At 67.6% G+C, this 16714-nt stretch carries 11 protein-coding genes; 7 read left to right on the top strand and 4 right to left on the bottom strand.

Translation table 11 applies throughout. The features are described 5' to 3' along the window. Positions 1–165: 165 nt before the first annotated feature. The 4 genes from ACIBEF_RS00920 to ACIBEF_RS00905 all read left to right on the top strand — a co-directional run bounded on the left by ACIBEF_RS00920 (position 166) and on the right by ACIBEF_RS00905 (position 13910). On the top strand, positions 166–6555 hold the full coding sequence (locus tag ACIBEF_RS00920; RefSeq protein WP_396790030.1) for a carboxypeptidase regulatory-like domain-containing protein: 6390 nt from the start codon (positions 166–168) through the stop codon (positions 6553–6555). A 240-nt stretch (positions 6556–6795) separates the two neighbouring features. Further along, on the top strand, positions 6796–13104 hold the full coding sequence (locus tag ACIBEF_RS00915; RefSeq protein WP_396790028.1) for an RHS repeat-associated core domain-containing protein: 6309 nt from the start codon (positions 6796–6798) through the stop codon (positions 13102–13104). Between the two features lie 96 nt (positions 13105–13200). Continuing rightward, entirely contained in the window at positions 13201–13704 is a 504-nt protein-coding gene (locus ACIBEF_RS00910) for a DUF3592 domain-containing protein (protein ID WP_396790026.1), read from the top strand. A gap of 17 nt (positions 13705–13721) precedes the next feature. After that, positions 13722–13910: a hypothetical protein gene (locus ACIBEF_RS00905; protein WP_387354595.1), complete on the top strand. Its 189-nt coding sequence runs from the start codon at positions 13722–13724 to the stop codon at positions 13908–13910. Between the two features lie 35 nt (positions 13911–13945). On the opposite strand, the gene ACIBEF_RS00900 is transcribed toward ACIBEF_RS00905, so the two are convergent. Both ACIBEF_RS00900 and ACIBEF_RS00895 read right to left on the bottom strand, forming a co-directional pair. Then, positions 13946–14278, bottom strand: a complete 333-nt coding sequence (locus ACIBEF_RS00900) for a DUF3817 domain-containing protein (protein WP_396790024.1) — start codon at positions 14276–14278, stop codon at positions 13946–13948. A 25-nt stretch (positions 14279–14303) separates the two neighbouring features. Next, positions 14304–14726: a hypothetical protein gene (locus ACIBEF_RS00895; protein WP_357228907.1), complete on the bottom strand. Its 423-nt coding sequence runs from the start codon at positions 14724–14726 to the stop codon at positions 14304–14306. Between the two features lie 131 nt (positions 14727–14857). On the opposite strand from ACIBEF_RS00895, the gene ACIBEF_RS00890 reads away from it, so the two are divergent. From ACIBEF_RS00890 to ACIBEF_RS00880, 3 genes are read left to right on the top strand one after another with little or no spacing between them, the layout of a single operon-like run. Next, positions 14858–15199, top strand: a complete 342-nt coding sequence (locus ACIBEF_RS00890) for a DUF6158 family protein (protein WP_393220805.1) — start codon at positions 14858–14860, stop codon at positions 15197–15199. Then, positions 15199–15537, top strand: a complete 339-nt coding sequence (locus tag ACIBEF_RS00885; RefSeq protein ID WP_396790022.1) for an SRPBCC family protein — start codon at positions 15199–15201, stop codon at positions 15535–15537. The genes ACIBEF_RS00890 and ACIBEF_RS00885 overlap by 1 nt, the downstream gene beginning before the upstream one ends. 53 nt (positions 15538–15590) lie before the next feature. Beyond that, positions 15591–16127 (top strand): DUF1360 domain-containing protein, encoded by a 537-nt coding sequence (locus tag ACIBEF_RS00880; protein ID WP_355008951.1) that lies wholly within the window; start codon positions 15591–15593, stop codon positions 16125–16127. A 54-nt stretch (positions 16128–16181) separates the two neighbouring features. Here ACIBEF_RS00880 and ACIBEF_RS00875 read toward each other — a convergent pair whose 3' ends face one another. After that, positions 16182–16376, bottom strand: a complete 195-nt coding sequence (locus ACIBEF_RS00875) for a hypothetical protein (protein ID WP_355052229.1) — start codon at positions 16374–16376, stop codon at positions 16182–16184. Positions 16377–16399: 23 nt separating this feature from the next. Then, complete coding sequence (locus ACIBEF_RS00870; RefSeq protein ID WP_355009012.1) at positions 16400–16633, bottom strand: hypothetical protein; 234 nt, start codon at positions 16631–16633, stop codon at positions 16400–16402. Positions 16634–16714 lie beyond the last annotated feature (81 nt).

Below are 16714 nucleotides of genomic sequence, written 5' to 3'. Positions count from 1 at the left end.
GGCGTGAACTCGCTGATCTTGAATATTGATAACTGAATATCGGCTCAGTATGTTGAGCGCTCCGCCGAGGCGGATCAATCAACACGGGGGCTGTACATGGTGGTTCATGGTGGGCGTCGCACGCCCTTTTGGGGCATTCGTCAACGCAGTTCGGCGCTGTTGGTCATGGCACTCCTGCCGGCCTCGGTGCTCGTCCCACCTGCTGCTCCGGCCCGATCGGCCCCGCCAACGCCCACCGCTGCCTGCGTCGATGTCCAGCCGGACGCCAAGAGCGCACGCGCGATGCTCCCCACCTGTGACCGGCAGGTGGAGATTCTCTCTGAGCGCACCGAGTACGCCCAGACGTTCCTCAACCCCGACGGATCGCTCACCCTGGAGCAGAGCCTCGATCCGGTGCGGGTGCGCAAGGGTGACTCCTGGGTGCCAGTGGACACTGTCCTGAAGGCGACCTCGGAGGGGCTTGCCCCCAGGGCGTCGGTGCTCCCGATGGTCTTCTCCCCGGGGGGCGAGAGCGCGCCGCTGGCTCGGCTCCGCGACGGTGCCCGCGAGTTGGCGATCTCCTGGCCCGGACGCTTGCCCGCGCCGGTGCTTGACGGGTCCACCGCCGTCTACCGCAACGTGCTGCCCGAGGTCGACCTGCGGGTGACAGCCAGCGCCCTCGGCTTTTCCGAGGTGTTGGTGGTGCACACCCGCAAGGCAGCGGCCAACCCGAAGCTCAGATCCCTGCGCTTCGGTCTGGCGGGCAAAGGGGTGACGGTCAGTCCGGCGCCCGGCGGTGGTCTGGCGGCCCGCGACGCCGGCGGCCAAAACGTCTTCAGTGCGCCCGCCCCGCTGATGTGGGACGCCACGCTCGCTGGCGCGGAGCCGGACCTCGCTGGCCAGGGCGCCCGATCGACCGACGCGCCCGCCGGCACTGCCGGGGTTGCCCGGCGAGCGGTGATGCCGGTGACGGTCAGCCGCGACTCCCTCACCATCGTGCCGGATCGGGCAATGCTGGACGACCCGCGGACCAAGCTACCCATCTACATCGACCCGTCGTGGACCGGAGGGATAGCCAGCAACGCCTGGACATCGGTGTGGAGCAAGCACAAGTCCAGCTCGTTCTGGCAGAACTCCACAGCCCTCCAGCGGGCATCCACCTACGGCGCTGCCGGGGCCGGTCGTACCGAAGACTGTGACGGCTGCGCGGATCACATCATCCGATCTCTGTTTCGGATGAACACCAGCGCGGTCAAGGGCAAGATCATCGGCAAGGCCGAGTTCCGGATCGAGCAACTCCACTCCTGGACCTGCAACCCGAAGTCCAACGCGAAGCTCTGGCTCACCGGGAAGATCTCATCCTCCACGACCTGGAACAACCAGCCGAGTTGGGACAGTAGCTACACCGCTCAGACGGCGGCGAACCGCAAGATTGGTGGGGCACACGGCTGCCTGGGGACCGGGACGATCGAGTTCGACGTCACCCGGATGGTCGACCGGGCGGCAAAGAGCGGCTGGGCCGACCTGACGGTGGGGCTCCGGGCGGTCGACGAGGGCACCAAGAACCAGTGGAAGCGGTTCAAGCACTCGACGCCGAAGCTCTCGATCACCTACAACACCAAACCCAACCCACCGTCGGGACACCAGTCGGACGGTAAGCCCTGCGCCGTCGGCAACTCCCGACCGTACGTGTTGAACGCCACCCCGTACCTGTCGGTCAGGCAGTCGGACCCGGACAGCTCGCAGCAGTCCCTGACGACGTGGTTCTACTGGTGGCCGCTCGGTGGCTCGCGCAACGAGACCAACAAGGTCTCCCAGGCGTCGGGCAACCCGTCGGCGGTGTCGAAGCAGATTCCGTCCGGCCGGTTGGTGGACGGCACCACCTATGTGTGGCAGGCGCGTACGTCGGACGGCGCGGTCTACGGCGACTGGTCCGGCACCTGCGAGTTCACAGTGGACGCGACACCTCCGAAGGAGCCCGGGGGCCTCACCTCCACCACGTACAGCAGCGACGGTACGCCGCGCGGTGGGGTCGGCGTGGCGGGTGTGTTCACCGTGGCGCCGCCGACGCAGCGTGCGTACGAGGTGAAGGAATACGCCTGGACCCTTGACTCGGGAGTGCTCACCGGCGCGCAGAACGTGCCGGCCCGGTCGGACTTCAGTGCCTCGATCAGCGTCATGCCGTTGCACGACGGGGTCAACACCCTGCGCGTCTGGTCCCGGGACCACTCCGGTAGGTACTCGCTCATACCGGCTACCTACACCTTCTCCGTACGGGCCGGATCCGGTCCGGCGGCCCGTTGGACATTCGACGAGACCGGAAACACCGCTGCCGACGCCACCGGCCACGGCAACACACTCACCCTGGCCCCGTCGGGAACCCGGACGCCGGGTCGGGCCGGTGTCGGCACCGCGCTCAGTCTCAACGGAAGCACAACGGGCTCACTGACAGGTTCGGTGCTGACCCCGAACCCGGACACGGGCGCGGCCATCCCGGTACGTACTGACGGGAGTTTCACGGTGGCAGCCTGGGTTCGACTGCCGACCGTACCGACCACCGGCTACCAGGCCGTGCTCAGCGCCAACGGCACTCAGTCGCACGCCTACAGTCTGGGCTACTCCGGCGGGAGTCAGCGGTGGCGATTCACTATGTCTACGGCGGACACCACCGACACGGCGCTGCATCATGTCCTCTCCAACTCGGCGGCCACCGCCGGAAAGTGGACTCACATCGCGGCGACCTACGACGGTGCCACCAAGAAGATGACTCTCTATGTCAATGGGGTGGCTCAGACCGCGACGACGACGCTGGTCGGCGGCTTCAACGCCACCGGCTCGATAACCGTCGGCAAGCGCAGGTGGAGCGGGGCTGATGACGGCCTCTTCACCGGCGCCGTCGATGACATCCGGGTCTACAACCTCGTCGAAACCTCGACCAAGCTCGCCGAGTTGGCCACGCCCCTGCAACCGGTGGTGTCATTCCCGAACGGCACCGAGGTGACCGCCGGGGGGCAGCTCCAGGTCACCTTCAACGCTGGTGGCGACACCAACATCACGAAGTTCCGGTACAGCGTCGGCGACACCTCGCTGGGTAGCACGGTGAATGCGACCGTCGCCGGTGGGACCGCCACGGTCACCTTCAGTGTCGGCGCCACCACCGGGACGCGCCTGATCTACGTGGCAGCCCTGGACGACGGCGGTCGACTCGGCGGAATCTCTCAGGCGTCCTTCACGGTCAAGGTGACGGCGTTCGTCTACGGCACCGTCTACGACGAGAACTGGATGCCGCTGGAGGGTGCCACGGTCCGGCTGGAACCGGGTGGGGCGCAGACGACCAGCGGCCCCGAAGGAGTGTTCAGCCTCTCTGGCTTCGCACCCGGGGTCTACACCCTCGTCGGCTCCTTCGGCGGCCGTTGTGGGCTGTCCGGCACCAGCGGTCCGTGGGAGATCGACGGCCAGGGGCTCGGCGTCAATCTCCCGCTGCAGGCGTATCGGGACGACGAGGGGCACACCTGCGCCACCGCGGCGAAACCGTTCATCGCCGCCGACACCATGCTCGCGTTGACGGGTGACGATGCGGTCGGTGAGGTGGCACTGCCCTTCGTGTTCCCGTTCTACGGCCACGCGTACCGCAGCGCCTGGGTGGACACCAACGGTCTCGTCTCCTTCACCGACCCGGGTGGATCCCACCCGTACACCGGGGGTGCCCTGCCCGCTCCGGCCGACCCGAACGGCCTGCTCGCCCCGTTCTGGGACGACCTGGTCGTGGATTCATCGGCGAGTGTGCGTACCGGCACGGTGGGAACTGGTGCGAGCGAACAGTTCGTCATCGAATGGCGAAACGTGCACCGGAAGTCGTCGACCGCACAGCGGCTCTCCTTCCAGGTCCTGCTGGCCGCAGACGGCACCGTCACCACCAACTACGACCAGCTCGACAACGACGCTGAGCGTGGGGCCAACGCGGTGGTGGGGATGGAGGCGCCTGGCGGCGACGACGGCCTGGTGTATTCAGCGGCGACTCCGGCACTGGCCACCGGTCAGGCGATCACCTTCGCCATCCCTCCGACGACCGAGCCGTTGGCCAAGCACGATCTGTCCGGCACCCTTGTCGACCCGTCGGGTAACCCGGTGGTCGGCGCGACAGTCACCCTCGACCCGACCGGGCTGAGCACCACCACCGGCGCGGGAGGGGCATGGCGCTTCACCAACGTGGTGGCCGACAGCTACACCATCTCGTCCACCCAGCACTACCGGTGTGGCCCATCGGTGGAGAGCCAGGTCGACCTGACCGAGGACACGGTGCGGGCGCTGCAACTCACCGTCGACTACGGCAGTCTCGGCTACGCCTGCACCATCGGCGCGTCCGGCTATGTCACCGCTGACACTCCGCTGTCACTGCCCAACGGCACGTCGCAGGTGACCCTGCCGTTCCCGTTCACACTGCACGGGAAGACCTACACCACGGGCTGGGTGGACGTGCACGGGTTGATCAGCTTCGACGCAGCTCCGATCACCGTCATCAACCCCAACATGCCGAGGGTGGACGCGCCCAATGCGGTGGTGGCCCCGTTCTGGGACGACCAACTCGGACTCACCTCCAGCAGCGCGATACGGACCAAGACCATCGGGACCGCGCCGAACCGTACCTACGTGGTCGAGTGGTACAACATCGAGCTGCGGACCTTCACCGCGATCTACAGCACCAGCTTCGAGGTCATGCTGCACGAGGACGGGCGGGTTGCCTTCCACTACGGCACTCTCACCAACCTCGTCCAGAAGGGCTCCAGCGCCACCATCGGCATCGAGAGTGCCTCCGGCGCCGTCGCCAAGCTCTACTCCTTCATGGAACCGGCGGTCATCAGCAACGGCTCCATCACCTTCACTCCGGCGCCGCCGGGCTCGATCAGCGGCACCCTCACGACCGCCGGAACGGGTGAACCGATTGCCGGCGCCACCGTCACCCTCGACCCGGGCGGACGCACGACGGTCACCGCGGCGGATGGTGGCTACCAGTTCGCCAACGTGCCCATCGGAGAGCAGGTGGTGGGCGCGGTCGGCGCCGACAACCGGTGCGTCGGCCAGTACGCCCGCCAGTTCGTCAACCATCCCGGCGGTGGCGCCCAGGACCTCGACCTTTCCGTGATGTCCAACGGTGACGAGTTCGGCTACTCCTGTGAAGCCGGACCGGTCACCTTCATCCCCGGTGACGTGGTGGAGACCTGGCGCGGCGACGACAAGGTCTGGCAGAAGACCGCGCCGTTCCCGATCAAGCTCTACGGGGAGACCCACACCTCCGCCTGGATCAGCTCCAACGGCTTGATCAGCTTCAGCAGCCTCGAAGGCATCGACACGGACACTCCAATGCCAACCCCCCTGCCGTACGACGAGCTGGGCGGGACGATCGACAACGCCGTGTACGCATTCTTCGACGACTGGGGGGTCGACGCCTCAAGCGCGATCGCCACGAAGCTCAGCGGCGCGGCACCAAACCGGCAGTGGGTGGTCGAATGGCGGAACGTGTACCGCTCGGGCAACAAGGCCTATCGCGCGTCGTTCGAGGTCATCTTCAACGAGAACGGCGACATTTCGCTGGCCTACGCTGACATCGACCCTGCTGACGCCAGGGAGCGCGGTGGTCAGGCGACCATCGGCATCGAGAACGCCGCCGGCAACGTGGCCTTCCAGTACCTGCACCGGGAGGCGCGCCTGACCAGCGGCCAGGGCGTCACCTTCCGACCCAGCCCACCGGGACTGGGTACGGTGACCGGCACGGTCACTTGCCAGGGAGCACCAGCGGCTGACGTGACAGTGGCGGTCGGCGGGCAGACCGCCACTACCTCGGCCACGGGCGGTTACCAGGTCACGAGCGTTCCCAGCGGTTCGTATGCGGTGATCGCCACCAGCCCCACCGGTGCCTGCCATGGCTCCTCGGTGCAGCACGCCACCGTCGGGGCTGGTACGAGTCGGGTCGTCAACTTCGCCGTGGGGGCAACTCCGGCCGGCGCCGGCTACACCATCGCGGAACAACCGATCACGTACACCCCCGCGGACGGTGCGGTCCTGTCCCTCACCGGTGACGACCGGGACACAAGGGTCGACCTGCCGTTCCCCGTCACGCTGTTCGGGCAGTCGGTCAGCTCGGCCTGGGTGGACACCAACGGGCTGGTCAGCTTCGCCAACCCGGAGGCGCCGTCCCCGTACCCCTATCCGATCCCGTCGGCTGGTAGCCCGCCTAACGGCATCTACCCGTTCTGGCATGACTGGGTGGTCGACTCCTCGGCCAGCGTGCGGACCGCGCTCCGAGGTGCGGCACCGAGCCGGCAGTTCGTCATCGAGTGGCGCAACGTGTCCTCCTACGAGGACCCCAACATCCGAGTCACCTTCCAGCTGATCCTCGACGAGGCGGGCGGATACAGCTTCGCCTACGCCGATCTCGACGGGACGTTCGTGGAGCGCGGTGGCGCGGCGACCATCGGCCTCGAGGGTGCCGACGGCACAGCAGCTCTTCAGTACACACACCGGCAACCGGTACTCCGTGCCGGCCTTGGCCTACGGATCAACCCACCAACTTCCTGACCACGGCCGGTCTTACCCACTGCCGTCGCTCCTCGGACCCCTCTCGGAGGTAACCCGGTGCAGTCGAGCCTGTCCATTTACACGTCCGTGCCGTCGTCCAAACCCAGCCGAACCAGGGCATTCGTCGTGATGCTTCTGGTGGTGACGCTAACCGCCACGACGTTGTTCGTACCGCCAGCTCGAGCATCGACACCGGACCCCTTCACGGCACCGAAGGCTGCGAAGGTCAAACCGGTACCTGTGCGTACCGTGCCCGCCGGCAAGGTGGCGGCCAAGGCGGCCGGGCCGCAGGCCTCCGCGCAACCGGCCCCCCAATGGCCGTCGGCGGGCACCGCCGAGGTCGACCTGCCCGGGCCAACGACTCAGGGCCGAGCGGCTTCGCCCGCCCGAGCCGGGGCGCTGCCGGTGCGGGTGAACCGTCCTGCGGCCTCCGCCCGCGGTGCCAGCTCGGTTCCGAGCCGGGTCCGGGTCAGCGTTCTCGACCAGCGGGCCGCCGAGCAGGCGCGGATCCAAGGCGTGCTGCTCCGGGTCGCCCGGGTCGACGGTGCCGCCCAACGGGGCACCGTCGACCTCGGCGTCGACTACCGGGCATTCGCCACGGCCTACGGTGCCGACTGGGCGAGCCGGCTACGCCTGGTCTCCCTGCCAGCCTGTGCCCTCGGCACCCCGGAGCGTCCCGAGTGCGCGGGCACCGTCCTGCCGACCCGCAACGACCTCACCGCACGTACGGCGACCGCCTCGGTGCCGGTCGAGCCTCGGATGACGGAGAAGGGCAGCCTCGACCTGGCGGCGCAGGGCAGCCTGTTCGCTCTGACCGCCGGCCCCTCCGGTGCGGCCGGCGACTACGGCGCGACCAGTCTCTCGCCCTCGGCGACCTGGTCGGCCGGTAGCAGTTCCGGTGACTTCACCTGGTCGTACCCGATGCGCAACCCGCCAGGGCTCAACGGACCGACGCCGGAGATGAAGCTGTCCTACTCCGCGCAGAGCGTCGACGGGCGGCACGCAGCCTCCAACAACCAGCCATCCTGGGTGGGCGAGGGCTTCGAGTTCGTCCCCGGCGACTTCATCGAACGGCGCTACCGGTCCTGTGGGCAGGACATGGACGGCGACAACAACAACAACGCCACCAAGACCGGTGACCTGTGCTGGGAGACCAACAACGCGACGATGTCGCTCGGTGGCGCCGGTGGCGAGCTGATCTACAACGCCACTGACGATTACTGGCACCTGCGCCGGGACAACGGCACCCGGGCCGAGCGCATCGTCGGTGGCACGTCGTACGGCAACGGTGACAACGACGGTGAGCACTGGAAGGTCACCACCACCGACGGCACCCAGTACTGGTTCGGTCGACACAAGCTGGCCGGTTGGACCACCGACAAGGCGGTGACCAACTCCGCCTGGACGGTCCCGGTCTTCGGTAACGACCCCAATGAGCCCTGCCGGGGCTCCAACTTCGCCGCCTCAGACTGTATGCAGGCGTGGCGGTGGAACCTGGACTACGTCGTCGACCCGCACGGCAACACCATGTCGCTCTGGTACGCGAAGGAGTCCAACGGATACGCCCGCAACAACACCACGGACGACGTCGCCTCCTACACCCGGGGCGGTTACCTGACCCGGATCGAGTACGGCACCGACAACCGCACCGCGGTCGGCGGTGTCAGCACCGACTCGCTCTACCGTGGCGTGGCCGCGCCGATGCGGGTGGATTTCGCCGCAGCGGACCGGTGCCTGAACGACTGCTCCAACCACGACGCGGCACACTGGCCCGACACCCCCTGGGACCAGGAGTGCACCGGCGACTCCTGCCTGGTCGGTGCGCCCACGTTCTGGTCGAAGAAGCGGCTGTCGACAGTGACCACACAGGTCCGCGACGGTAGCGCCTACCGCAACGTGGAGCGATGGACCCTCACCCACACATTCCCCGATCCGGGTGACGGCACCAGGGCAGGTCTGTTCCTGAAGAAGATCTCCCACGAGGGTCTGGTCGGCACCGCCGCCTCGGTGCCGGACATCGAGTTCACCGAGACGCAGCTCAGCAATCGGGTCGACACCATCGACCACTCGGCTGCCATGAACTGGATGCGTCTCGCGGCGATCCGCAGCGAGAGCGGTGGCACGGTGAACGTCACCTACTCCGAGCCGGACTGCATCGCCGGATCGCGGATGCCCAGTGCCCCGCACAACAACACGATGCGCTGCTACCCGGTCCGCTGGACACCGGAGGGCTACACCAACCCGGTCACCGACTGGTTCCACAAGTACGTGGTGACCACCATCTACGAGATCGACCACACCGGTGGCGTACCTCCGAACGGCAGTCCACGGACCGCCTACTCGTACAGCTATATCGGCAATCCGGCATGGCACTACGCCGACGATGACGGACTGATCGGGAAGCAGGACAAGACCTGGTCGGTATGGCGGGGATACGAGAAGGTCGGCGTCACCGTCGGTGACCCTGGCGAGCAGACCTACGTCGAGACCAAGTACTTCCGCGGCATGCACGGCGACAAGCAGCCGACCGGTACCCGCAACGTGCCGGTGACGGGAACCGGCGTGGCGACGGTGAAGGACGAGGACGCCTACGCCGGCATGGAACGAGAGAAAACCACGTTCAACGGTCCCGAGGGCGCGGTCGTGTCCCGTGAGGTGAACGAGCCCTGGCAGTCCTCCGCTACCGCCTCACGCACGATCAACGGTGACCTCGTCGAGGCGAGATTCGTGGATGTGTCCGGTCGGCACAACAGGATGACGCTGGACGCCGGCCGTGGTGAGCGGGTCACCTCGCAGTACACCACCTTCGACGGCAAGGGTCTGCCGACCAAGGTGGACGATCTGGGCGACGCCGACAACGTCGGTGACGAGCAGTGTGTCAAGACCGAGTACGCGAACAACACGACGAACTGGCTCATCGGGCAGCCGCACACCAAGTCCACCTACGCGGTCCGCTGTGCTGACGCGGAGAACCCCGCCAGCCTCACCGAGGACAAGGTCATCTCGGTGGAGCGGGTCTCCTACGACGGCAACACCCACGGTGTGGCGCCGACGCGCGGCGAGGCCACCCGGAACGAAGAGCTGTCGGGTTGGACCGCCGGTGCGCCGTCCTTCGTGACCGTCTCTCGGGCGGCGTACGACGTCTACGGCCGGGTAACGGAGGCCTGGGACGCGGTGAACGCTCGGTCCACTACGGCGTACGTCCCGGCCAGTGGTGGCCCGGTGACCGGTCTCGTGGTCACCAACCCACTGAGCCATGCCATCACGAGTGAACTGGAGCCTGGCTGGGGCCTGGCAACCAAGGTCACCGATGCCAACGGTAAGCGTACCGAGACCAGCTATGACGGCCTCGGCCGACTGAAAGCGCTCTGGGGCCCAGGCCGTGACAAGACGACCCAACCGGCGAACACCACCTACGACTATCTGATCCGGGCCGACGCGCCCTCGGTGATCACTACCAAGGCCCTCAACTCGGCCGGCAACTACGTCGAACGGTACGAGCTCTACGACGGCCTGCTCCGCAAGCGGCAGACCCAGGCCGCGTCACCGTCCGGCGGCCGCCTGCTGACCGACACCTTCTACGACACCGCCGGTCGGGAGGTGAAGTCCTACAGCGCGTACCACACCACCGGCTCGCCAGGCACCACCCTGGTCACCTCGACGGAAGGGGCCTTCGTCCCGACCCAGATGCGGACCGAGTACGACGGGGTGGGTCGGGCGGTCGCGTCGGTCTTCCAGCCGTACGGTGCCGAACGGAACAGGACCCGCACCTACTACGCGGGCGACCGGGTTGACACCACGCCACCGCTGGGCGGCACCGTCGATTCCAAGGTGGGCGACGCTCAGGGACGCACCGTGGAGCTACGCCAGTACCACGGTTCGACCCCGACCGGCACCTACGAGTCGACTCTCTACCGCTACAACCGCAAGGGTCTGCTCGATCAAGTGACCGATCCGGCGGGTAACCAGTGGACGTTCAACTACGACATCCGTGGCCGGCGCATCGGGGCCACCGACCCGGACCGCGGGCCGACCAGCATGACCTACGACAACGCCGACCGCGTCACCTCTACGACGGACGCCCTGAACCAGAAGCTGGTCTACGCCTACGACTCGCTCGGCCGCAAGCGAGCGGTCTACGAGAACCAGTTGGGTGGGAAGCTGCGGGCAGAGTGGTTGTACGACACCCTGGCCAAGGGACAGCTCACGCAGAGCAGCAGGGCAGTTGGCACGGCTGCCTACCAGATGAAGATCACGGGATACAACGACAACTATCAGCCCACGGGTTCGCAGGTGGTCATTCCGGCATCGGAGACCGGCTTGGCTGGCACCTACGATTTCGGCGCCACCTACAACGTCGATGGCAGTGTGGCCTCCGGGTCTCTTCCTGCCAGTGCGGACCTGCCGGTGGAGACGCTGTTTCAGCACTACGACCCCGTTTCCGGGCTGCCGAAACAGATGACCACGCTATATGGCGCCGGACCCAGATCCAGCTATGTGGCGGACACCGACTACAACGCACTCGGCAAGGTCGATCAGTACGAGATGTACACCGGCCTCTATTCGGAGACGGGATCGAGAGTCTTCCGCTCGTTCACGTACGAACTCGAAACTGGCCGGGTGTCCGGTAGCAGCACCGATCGTGATTCGATCGCGCCGCACAAGATCACGGATGTTCGCTACGGCTACGACCAGGTCGGCAACATCACCAAGGTGTCCGACATGGCGGCCACGGGCGGAGCCGACCACCAGTGCTTCCAACACGACTACCGGGGGCAGTTGGCGCAGGCGTGGACGCCGGCCGACGGCGACTGCAACGCCGCACCGACCGTCTCTGCCCTTGGTGGTCCAGCCAAGTACTGGCTGGAGTGGGACATCGACAAGGCCGGTCGCCGGCTGGAGGAGACCGATCGCAGCAATTCTTCCGGCGAGCGCGTCACCACCTACAACTACGGATATCCAGCCGGCGGCGGAGTCCGGCCACACGCACTCAACGGCACCACTACCAAGGTCAACGGGGTGGTCACCGCAACCACCTCCTACACCTACGACGCGGCTGGCAATACGCTGACCCGGCCGACGGCCACCGCCGGTACCCAAACCCTGACCTGGGATCCGGAGGGTCTGCTGGCCACCAGCACCGACAGCACAGGCCCCACCAGCTACATATACGACGCGGACGGCAATCGGCTGATCCGTAAGGACCCGACCGGGAAGACGCTCTACCTTCCGGGCCAGGAAGTGCGATACCGCACCTCCGACGGCAACCTCTCCTGCACCCGCTACTACACCTTCAACGGGCAGACGATCGCATCTCGTACCGCCGCAGGGCTGGTGTGGCTCGGCAGCGACCATCAGGGCACCGCCCAGGTGTCGGTCAACGCAGGTAACCAGCAGTTCACCGTGCGTCGACAGACGCCGTACGGCACGGCCCGTGGCGGATCGCCGGCCTGGCCCAACAGCAAGGGCTTCGTAGGTGGAACGGTGGACAACACGGGGCTCACCCATCTAGGGGCACGCGAGTACGACCCAGGGCTCGGTCGGTTCGTCAGTGTTGACCCGGTGTTCAACATGGACGCCCCCGAGCAGATGAATGGGTACGCCTACGCGGGCAACAGCCCCATCACGCAGTCCGATCCAACTGGCCGGGAGCCCGGTGGCAGTTGGACGTACCTCGGAAGCGACAGTTGGACCAGCACCAAGGGCGGCTACCGCTACCACTACCGTGCCGACTACTACCTCTTCTGCCGGTACGGCGGATCCGTCTGCCTCGGTGGGGTGGGCAACACGCTCTACTGGATCCCGATGGAGTATTCCGGCTTGCCGGGTGTGTGGCTGGTGGCGCGAGTGGTGCTGAATGTCTGGCGATCGGCTCTGAATTGGCAGGGCCCTACGGCGAACGTACCCGCAGGGCCGCCGAAGCCCCGAGTGCATATCCCAAGTACTCCGGTCTGCCCCCCGGCACCCATTCCTGAGAAGCCCGAGGGTGAGCTGGATGGTCCGAAGTGCGCCTTCAAGGACTGGAAGTGTTTGACCAGCGGCTCGGAGGGGGTGAAGAAGTGGTGGCGGGGTAACCGGGACTGGGTCACCGGCACGGTCGGCATCACCGGCGCGGCGCTCTGCATCGTCGCCACGGCTGGGGTCTGCGCGATTGCCGGCGGGATCGGCTTGGGGGTCGCCGTGGGCGGCCGAGGCATGGACCTCTACTCCTCGAAGAGTGGGGTGAAGTCGCCAGAGGCTTGGGCGAGAGCTCTGGGCGGGGCGGTGATCGACTATGCCTCGTACAGATTCATCCCAGCGGTGCCGTTGTACAAGACGACGCGGATGGGCAACACCGTCCCCGCGCCGCGAAGCTGGCGTCATCCGACCGGGAGCTACAGCCTTTCCTGGAAGGAGCAGTACAGACCTCGAGGCGGGCTGGATCGCACTGCTACCGATGCCGCTGCAAGGGCGTTGGCTGCCCAACTGGGCTGGGTCGCGGTGTCGGCGCCAAGCGGCGTGGCGAAGTGGCAGATGGGCGTCCCGTTCACCGACCCCTTCGCGTGGTGACGAACCCAGCCGAGGGCTGTTCCAGCCCTCGGCTGGGTTCTAGGGTGGGTCGATCGATGGGGACGTCGTGACGAAGAGGTAGGGACGGTTTCTCGCGTGTGGTTGGCCGATGCAACTGAGGATGAGCGGAAACTGCTCCGCACGGCGATGCTTCTGCTCCTGATAGGCCTGGGGTTGCTCGGCAGCTCGCTCGGCTATCGGTGGTGGGACTCATCGGAGGCGGACCGGCTGCGCGTGGAAGGCGTGCAGGTTCCGGCCACCCTCACCGACCGGGAGGGAGGCGACGCCCGAGGCAGCGGCATCGACCGGATCGAGGTCTACTACATGTACGAGGGGGAGCAGCATCACGACTGGATCCCCTGCGCCAAGCTCGCGGTCTGCAGCAGCCCGCCGCCCCAGGCGATGACCATCTGGGTGGATCCGAGTGACCCGGAGCATTTCGTGGCGGAGAACGGGCGTACCGACGGCTCGCTGTTCTTTCTGATGTCCTGGTACTTCGTGCCGATCGGCGCAATCCCTGCCATCGCCGGTGGCCTGATACTTCGCGCGATGAGGATCGACAGGAAGAACGCGAAGAAAACACCCAGCGCTGATAATTGAGTTATAGGGGAGACAGAATGACGAAACCTGTCAAAAAAGGAGTACGGCCGCCGTCCGCTGCCCGCAACCCGAAGGCGTATGCCTTGTCGGTGGCGGGAGCGGTGTTGATTCTGGTGGGACTGGTGGCGGTCGACTCGATCCTGCTGGTGGCGGTCGGAGCCGCTCTGGCGCTGGCCGGATGGCTACTCGCCCGCCGAGGGGCGTGAAGGTCGGCGCAACCAATCTTCACGCCCGCTCACCGTCAGCGCGGGAGGACGGGCTCCGGAGTCCGTTCCTCCTGCGGTGCGGCAACCCAGGCGCTGACCCGGCGCTCGGCGTAGAACGAGACGAACGGCACCGTGCCGGCCAGCATCACCAGCAGCATCCGCTTCAGCGGCCAGTCGGCTCGGCGGCTCAGGTCGAACGCGGCCACCAGGTAGATCATGTAGAGGAAGCCGTGCGCCGGCCCGATCGTCTCCACGACGACCGGATTGTCGAACGCGTACTTCAGCGGCATGCCGACCACGACCAGCAGGATCAGCACCACGCCCACGATCCAGGCGATCACGCGGTACCGGGTAAGGGCAGCGCCCACCTTCGTCCGTCCTTCCGAACCCGGCTCAGCCGGGATAGTCGCCGGGCCGGGCGCCCGGATTGGCGTTCAACCATGACAGGTAGTGGTTGTAGGCGGCCAGGTCGTTGTCCTCGACGACGTCGCCGGTGGCGGGCACCCTGGACACCCGCACCGGGCGGCGTACCCCCGGTCGGGACCCGGTGGTGACCGCCGGCGCCGGCTCGACGGCCGGATCCGCGGGTGGCGCGTCAGCCTCCGCCGCCCTGCGGCGGGCCAGCTTCACCTCACGCCACCAGACGTAGACCACGAAGCCGGCGAAGATCGGCCACTCGACCGCGTACCCCCAGCTCAGGCTGTTGCCGGCGGTGGCCCGGCTGATCTGCCACCAGCCCAGCCCCAGGAAGCCCACGACCAGCACGACCATGGCCACGTGGCGTGCGATCCACGCCGGGGTCCAGAGCCGCCTCATGGCATTGAGGGTACCGGGGGCGCTACCGGTCTCCGACACCGTGTCGTAGTCATCGCCTCGCCGGTGTGGTTTGGCATCACCGCGCCTGGGCAATCGTTTAGACGCCAGCCCAAACGAGATCAAGGGGGGCGATCATGACCGGATCGGTACGTGAGGACGGCTTTGCGTCCAGCGGCAGCGCGGATACGAGCCCGGAGCAGCGGGTGCCCGAGTGGGGCGGCGATCAGCTCGCCGACCCGGCCGGCGCTCCCGGCCTCGACGACGACCTGCTCGGCATCGACCCGACGGAGCTTTCCGACGAGGACCTGATCCGCGAGATGCACAGCCTGCACCGAACCCGCCTGGACACCCTGCGGCACGCTGCCGACTCCGCACTCGCGAACCACCTCCGGCGCACGGCGGAGCTGGAGACCGAGTACCTGGCCCGACACCCGGGTCGCGAGGTCGATCCCAGCCGCCTGCGGGACGCGTGATGCCGGCGCGCGCCGTGCGCGGCATGTCCGCGCCACCCGAGGTGGTCTTCAGCACGGCCACCGACCCCGACCGTGCCTCGGCCTGGCTGCCCGAGCCGCTGCGCGGCGACGGCAGCCCCGCCGCGGAGATCAGCGGCGAGGAGCTGCGCGCCCGCTGGGGCGACAGTGACGCCGACGACTGGTCCGCCGAGATCCGGGTGGAGCCGGCCGATTCCGGTGGCGCGCGGATCCAGCTGGACCTGGCCGACGGGTTCGGCGGGCCCGGCCCGGACCAGCTGGCCGACGAGGCGCTCACCAACCTTGCACGCGAAGTCGCCGACAACCTCCAGGCCGGCTGAGCCGGCCACGCGCGACGCCGTTCCCGCACCACCATGACACGTGAGGAGATCGGGTGAGCGACACTGGCCTGCGGCAGAAGGCGGCCCGGCTACGCCGGGCGTACGCGCCGCACGAGCACCGGCCGCTCGGCGGCTACCTGGTGGCGATGGGCGCCTATGCCGGGGTGACCGGGGCTCTCGCCGGCCTGGTCAAGGCGACTGGCCGGCCGGTGCCGGAGCGTCCCGCGCCGTCCGACGTGGTGCTGCTCTCCATTGCCACGCACAAGCTGAGCCGGTTGCTGTCCAAGGACGCGGTGACCAGCCCGTTGCGGGCGCCCTTCACCCGCTACGACCGCCCGATCGGCAGCGGCGAGGTGATGGAGCAGGTCCGCGACTCGGGCAGCCCCACCCGGCACGCCATCGGCGAGCTCCTGAGTTGCCCGTTCTGCCTGGCGGTCTGGGTGGCCACCGGGCTGACCGGTGGCCTGGTGCTCGCGCCCCGGCTCACCCGCCTGGTCGCGACCGCGCTGACGGCGGTCGCCGCGTCCGACTTTCTCCAGATGGCGTACGCGACGGCGCAGCAGGCCGCCGAGGGTGGGCACGACGACTGAGAGCCAAAGAAAGGGGGGCCGGCCTTGCGCCGGTCCCCCTTTCTTCTGAAGCCGTCAGCGCTGCATGCCGGACCAACCGTGCGGCGACTCCGGTTCCCGTTCGTCCTCGTCCGCCCCGGTGATGATGTCCCGATCCACCGCCGTGCGGTCGTGCTCGTTGGCGAAGTCCGGCTCGGGTGTGGTGTCCCTGCCCTCCGGGGGCTGACCCAGCGCCGGCACCTTCTCGTCGTGATCCTCGTGGTGTGTCATGTCGGTGTCCCTTCCGCGGTCGCTCAGCCGACCGAGCCGCCCAGCAGGTCACTGGCCTCGTCCACCGCGTACTCACCCTCGGGGAGCGCGTCGATGCGGGCGAGCAGCTCCGGCGGGAGTTCTGCGGCCACCGCCTGACGGTAGATCTCCGCCTGCTCAACCCGCTCCTGGCCTCGGAAGATGCCGTCGAGCAGGTCGTCGAGTGCCCGGGTGTCCGGCTCGTCGGCCAGTGGTGAGTCGTCGGTCACGTCGATCAGCTACCCGGGGCGGAATCGGTCAAACGTCACCCCGCCGGCTGGCCTGCGCGCTTGGGCCGACGGCCCCCGCAACCCTTCCTT

It is taken from the genome of Micromonospora sp. NPDC050795 (assembly GCF_044456785.1).
Classification (GTDB): Bacteria; Actinomycetota; Actinomycetes; order Mycobacteriales; family Micromonosporaceae; genus Micromonospora.
This window is presented reverse-complemented; position numbering and strand designations above follow the sequence as displayed.

Bases quoted from the DNA above. Each gene is read 5' to 3' on its own strand.
- ACIBEF_RS00920 (WP_396790030.1), top strand. From the start codon at position 166: ATGGCACTCCTGCCGGCCTCGGTGCTCGTCCCACCTGCTGCTCCGGCC.
- ACIBEF_RS00905 (WP_387354595.1), top strand. From the start codon at position 13,722: ATGACGAAACCTGTCAAAAAAGGAGTACGGCCGCCGTCCGCTGCCCGC.
- ACIBEF_RS00895 (WP_357228907.1), bottom strand. From the start codon at position 14,726: ATGAGGCGGCTCTGGACCCCGGCGTGGATCGCACGCCACGTGGCCATG.
- ACIBEF_RS00885 (WP_396790022.1), top strand. From the start codon at position 15,199: ATGCCGGCGCGCGCCGTGCGCGGCATGTCCGCGCCACCCGAGGTGGTC.
- ACIBEF_RS00875 (WP_355052229.1), bottom strand. From the start codon at position 16,376: ATGACACACCACGAGGATCACGACGAGAAGGTGCCGGCGCTGGGTCAG.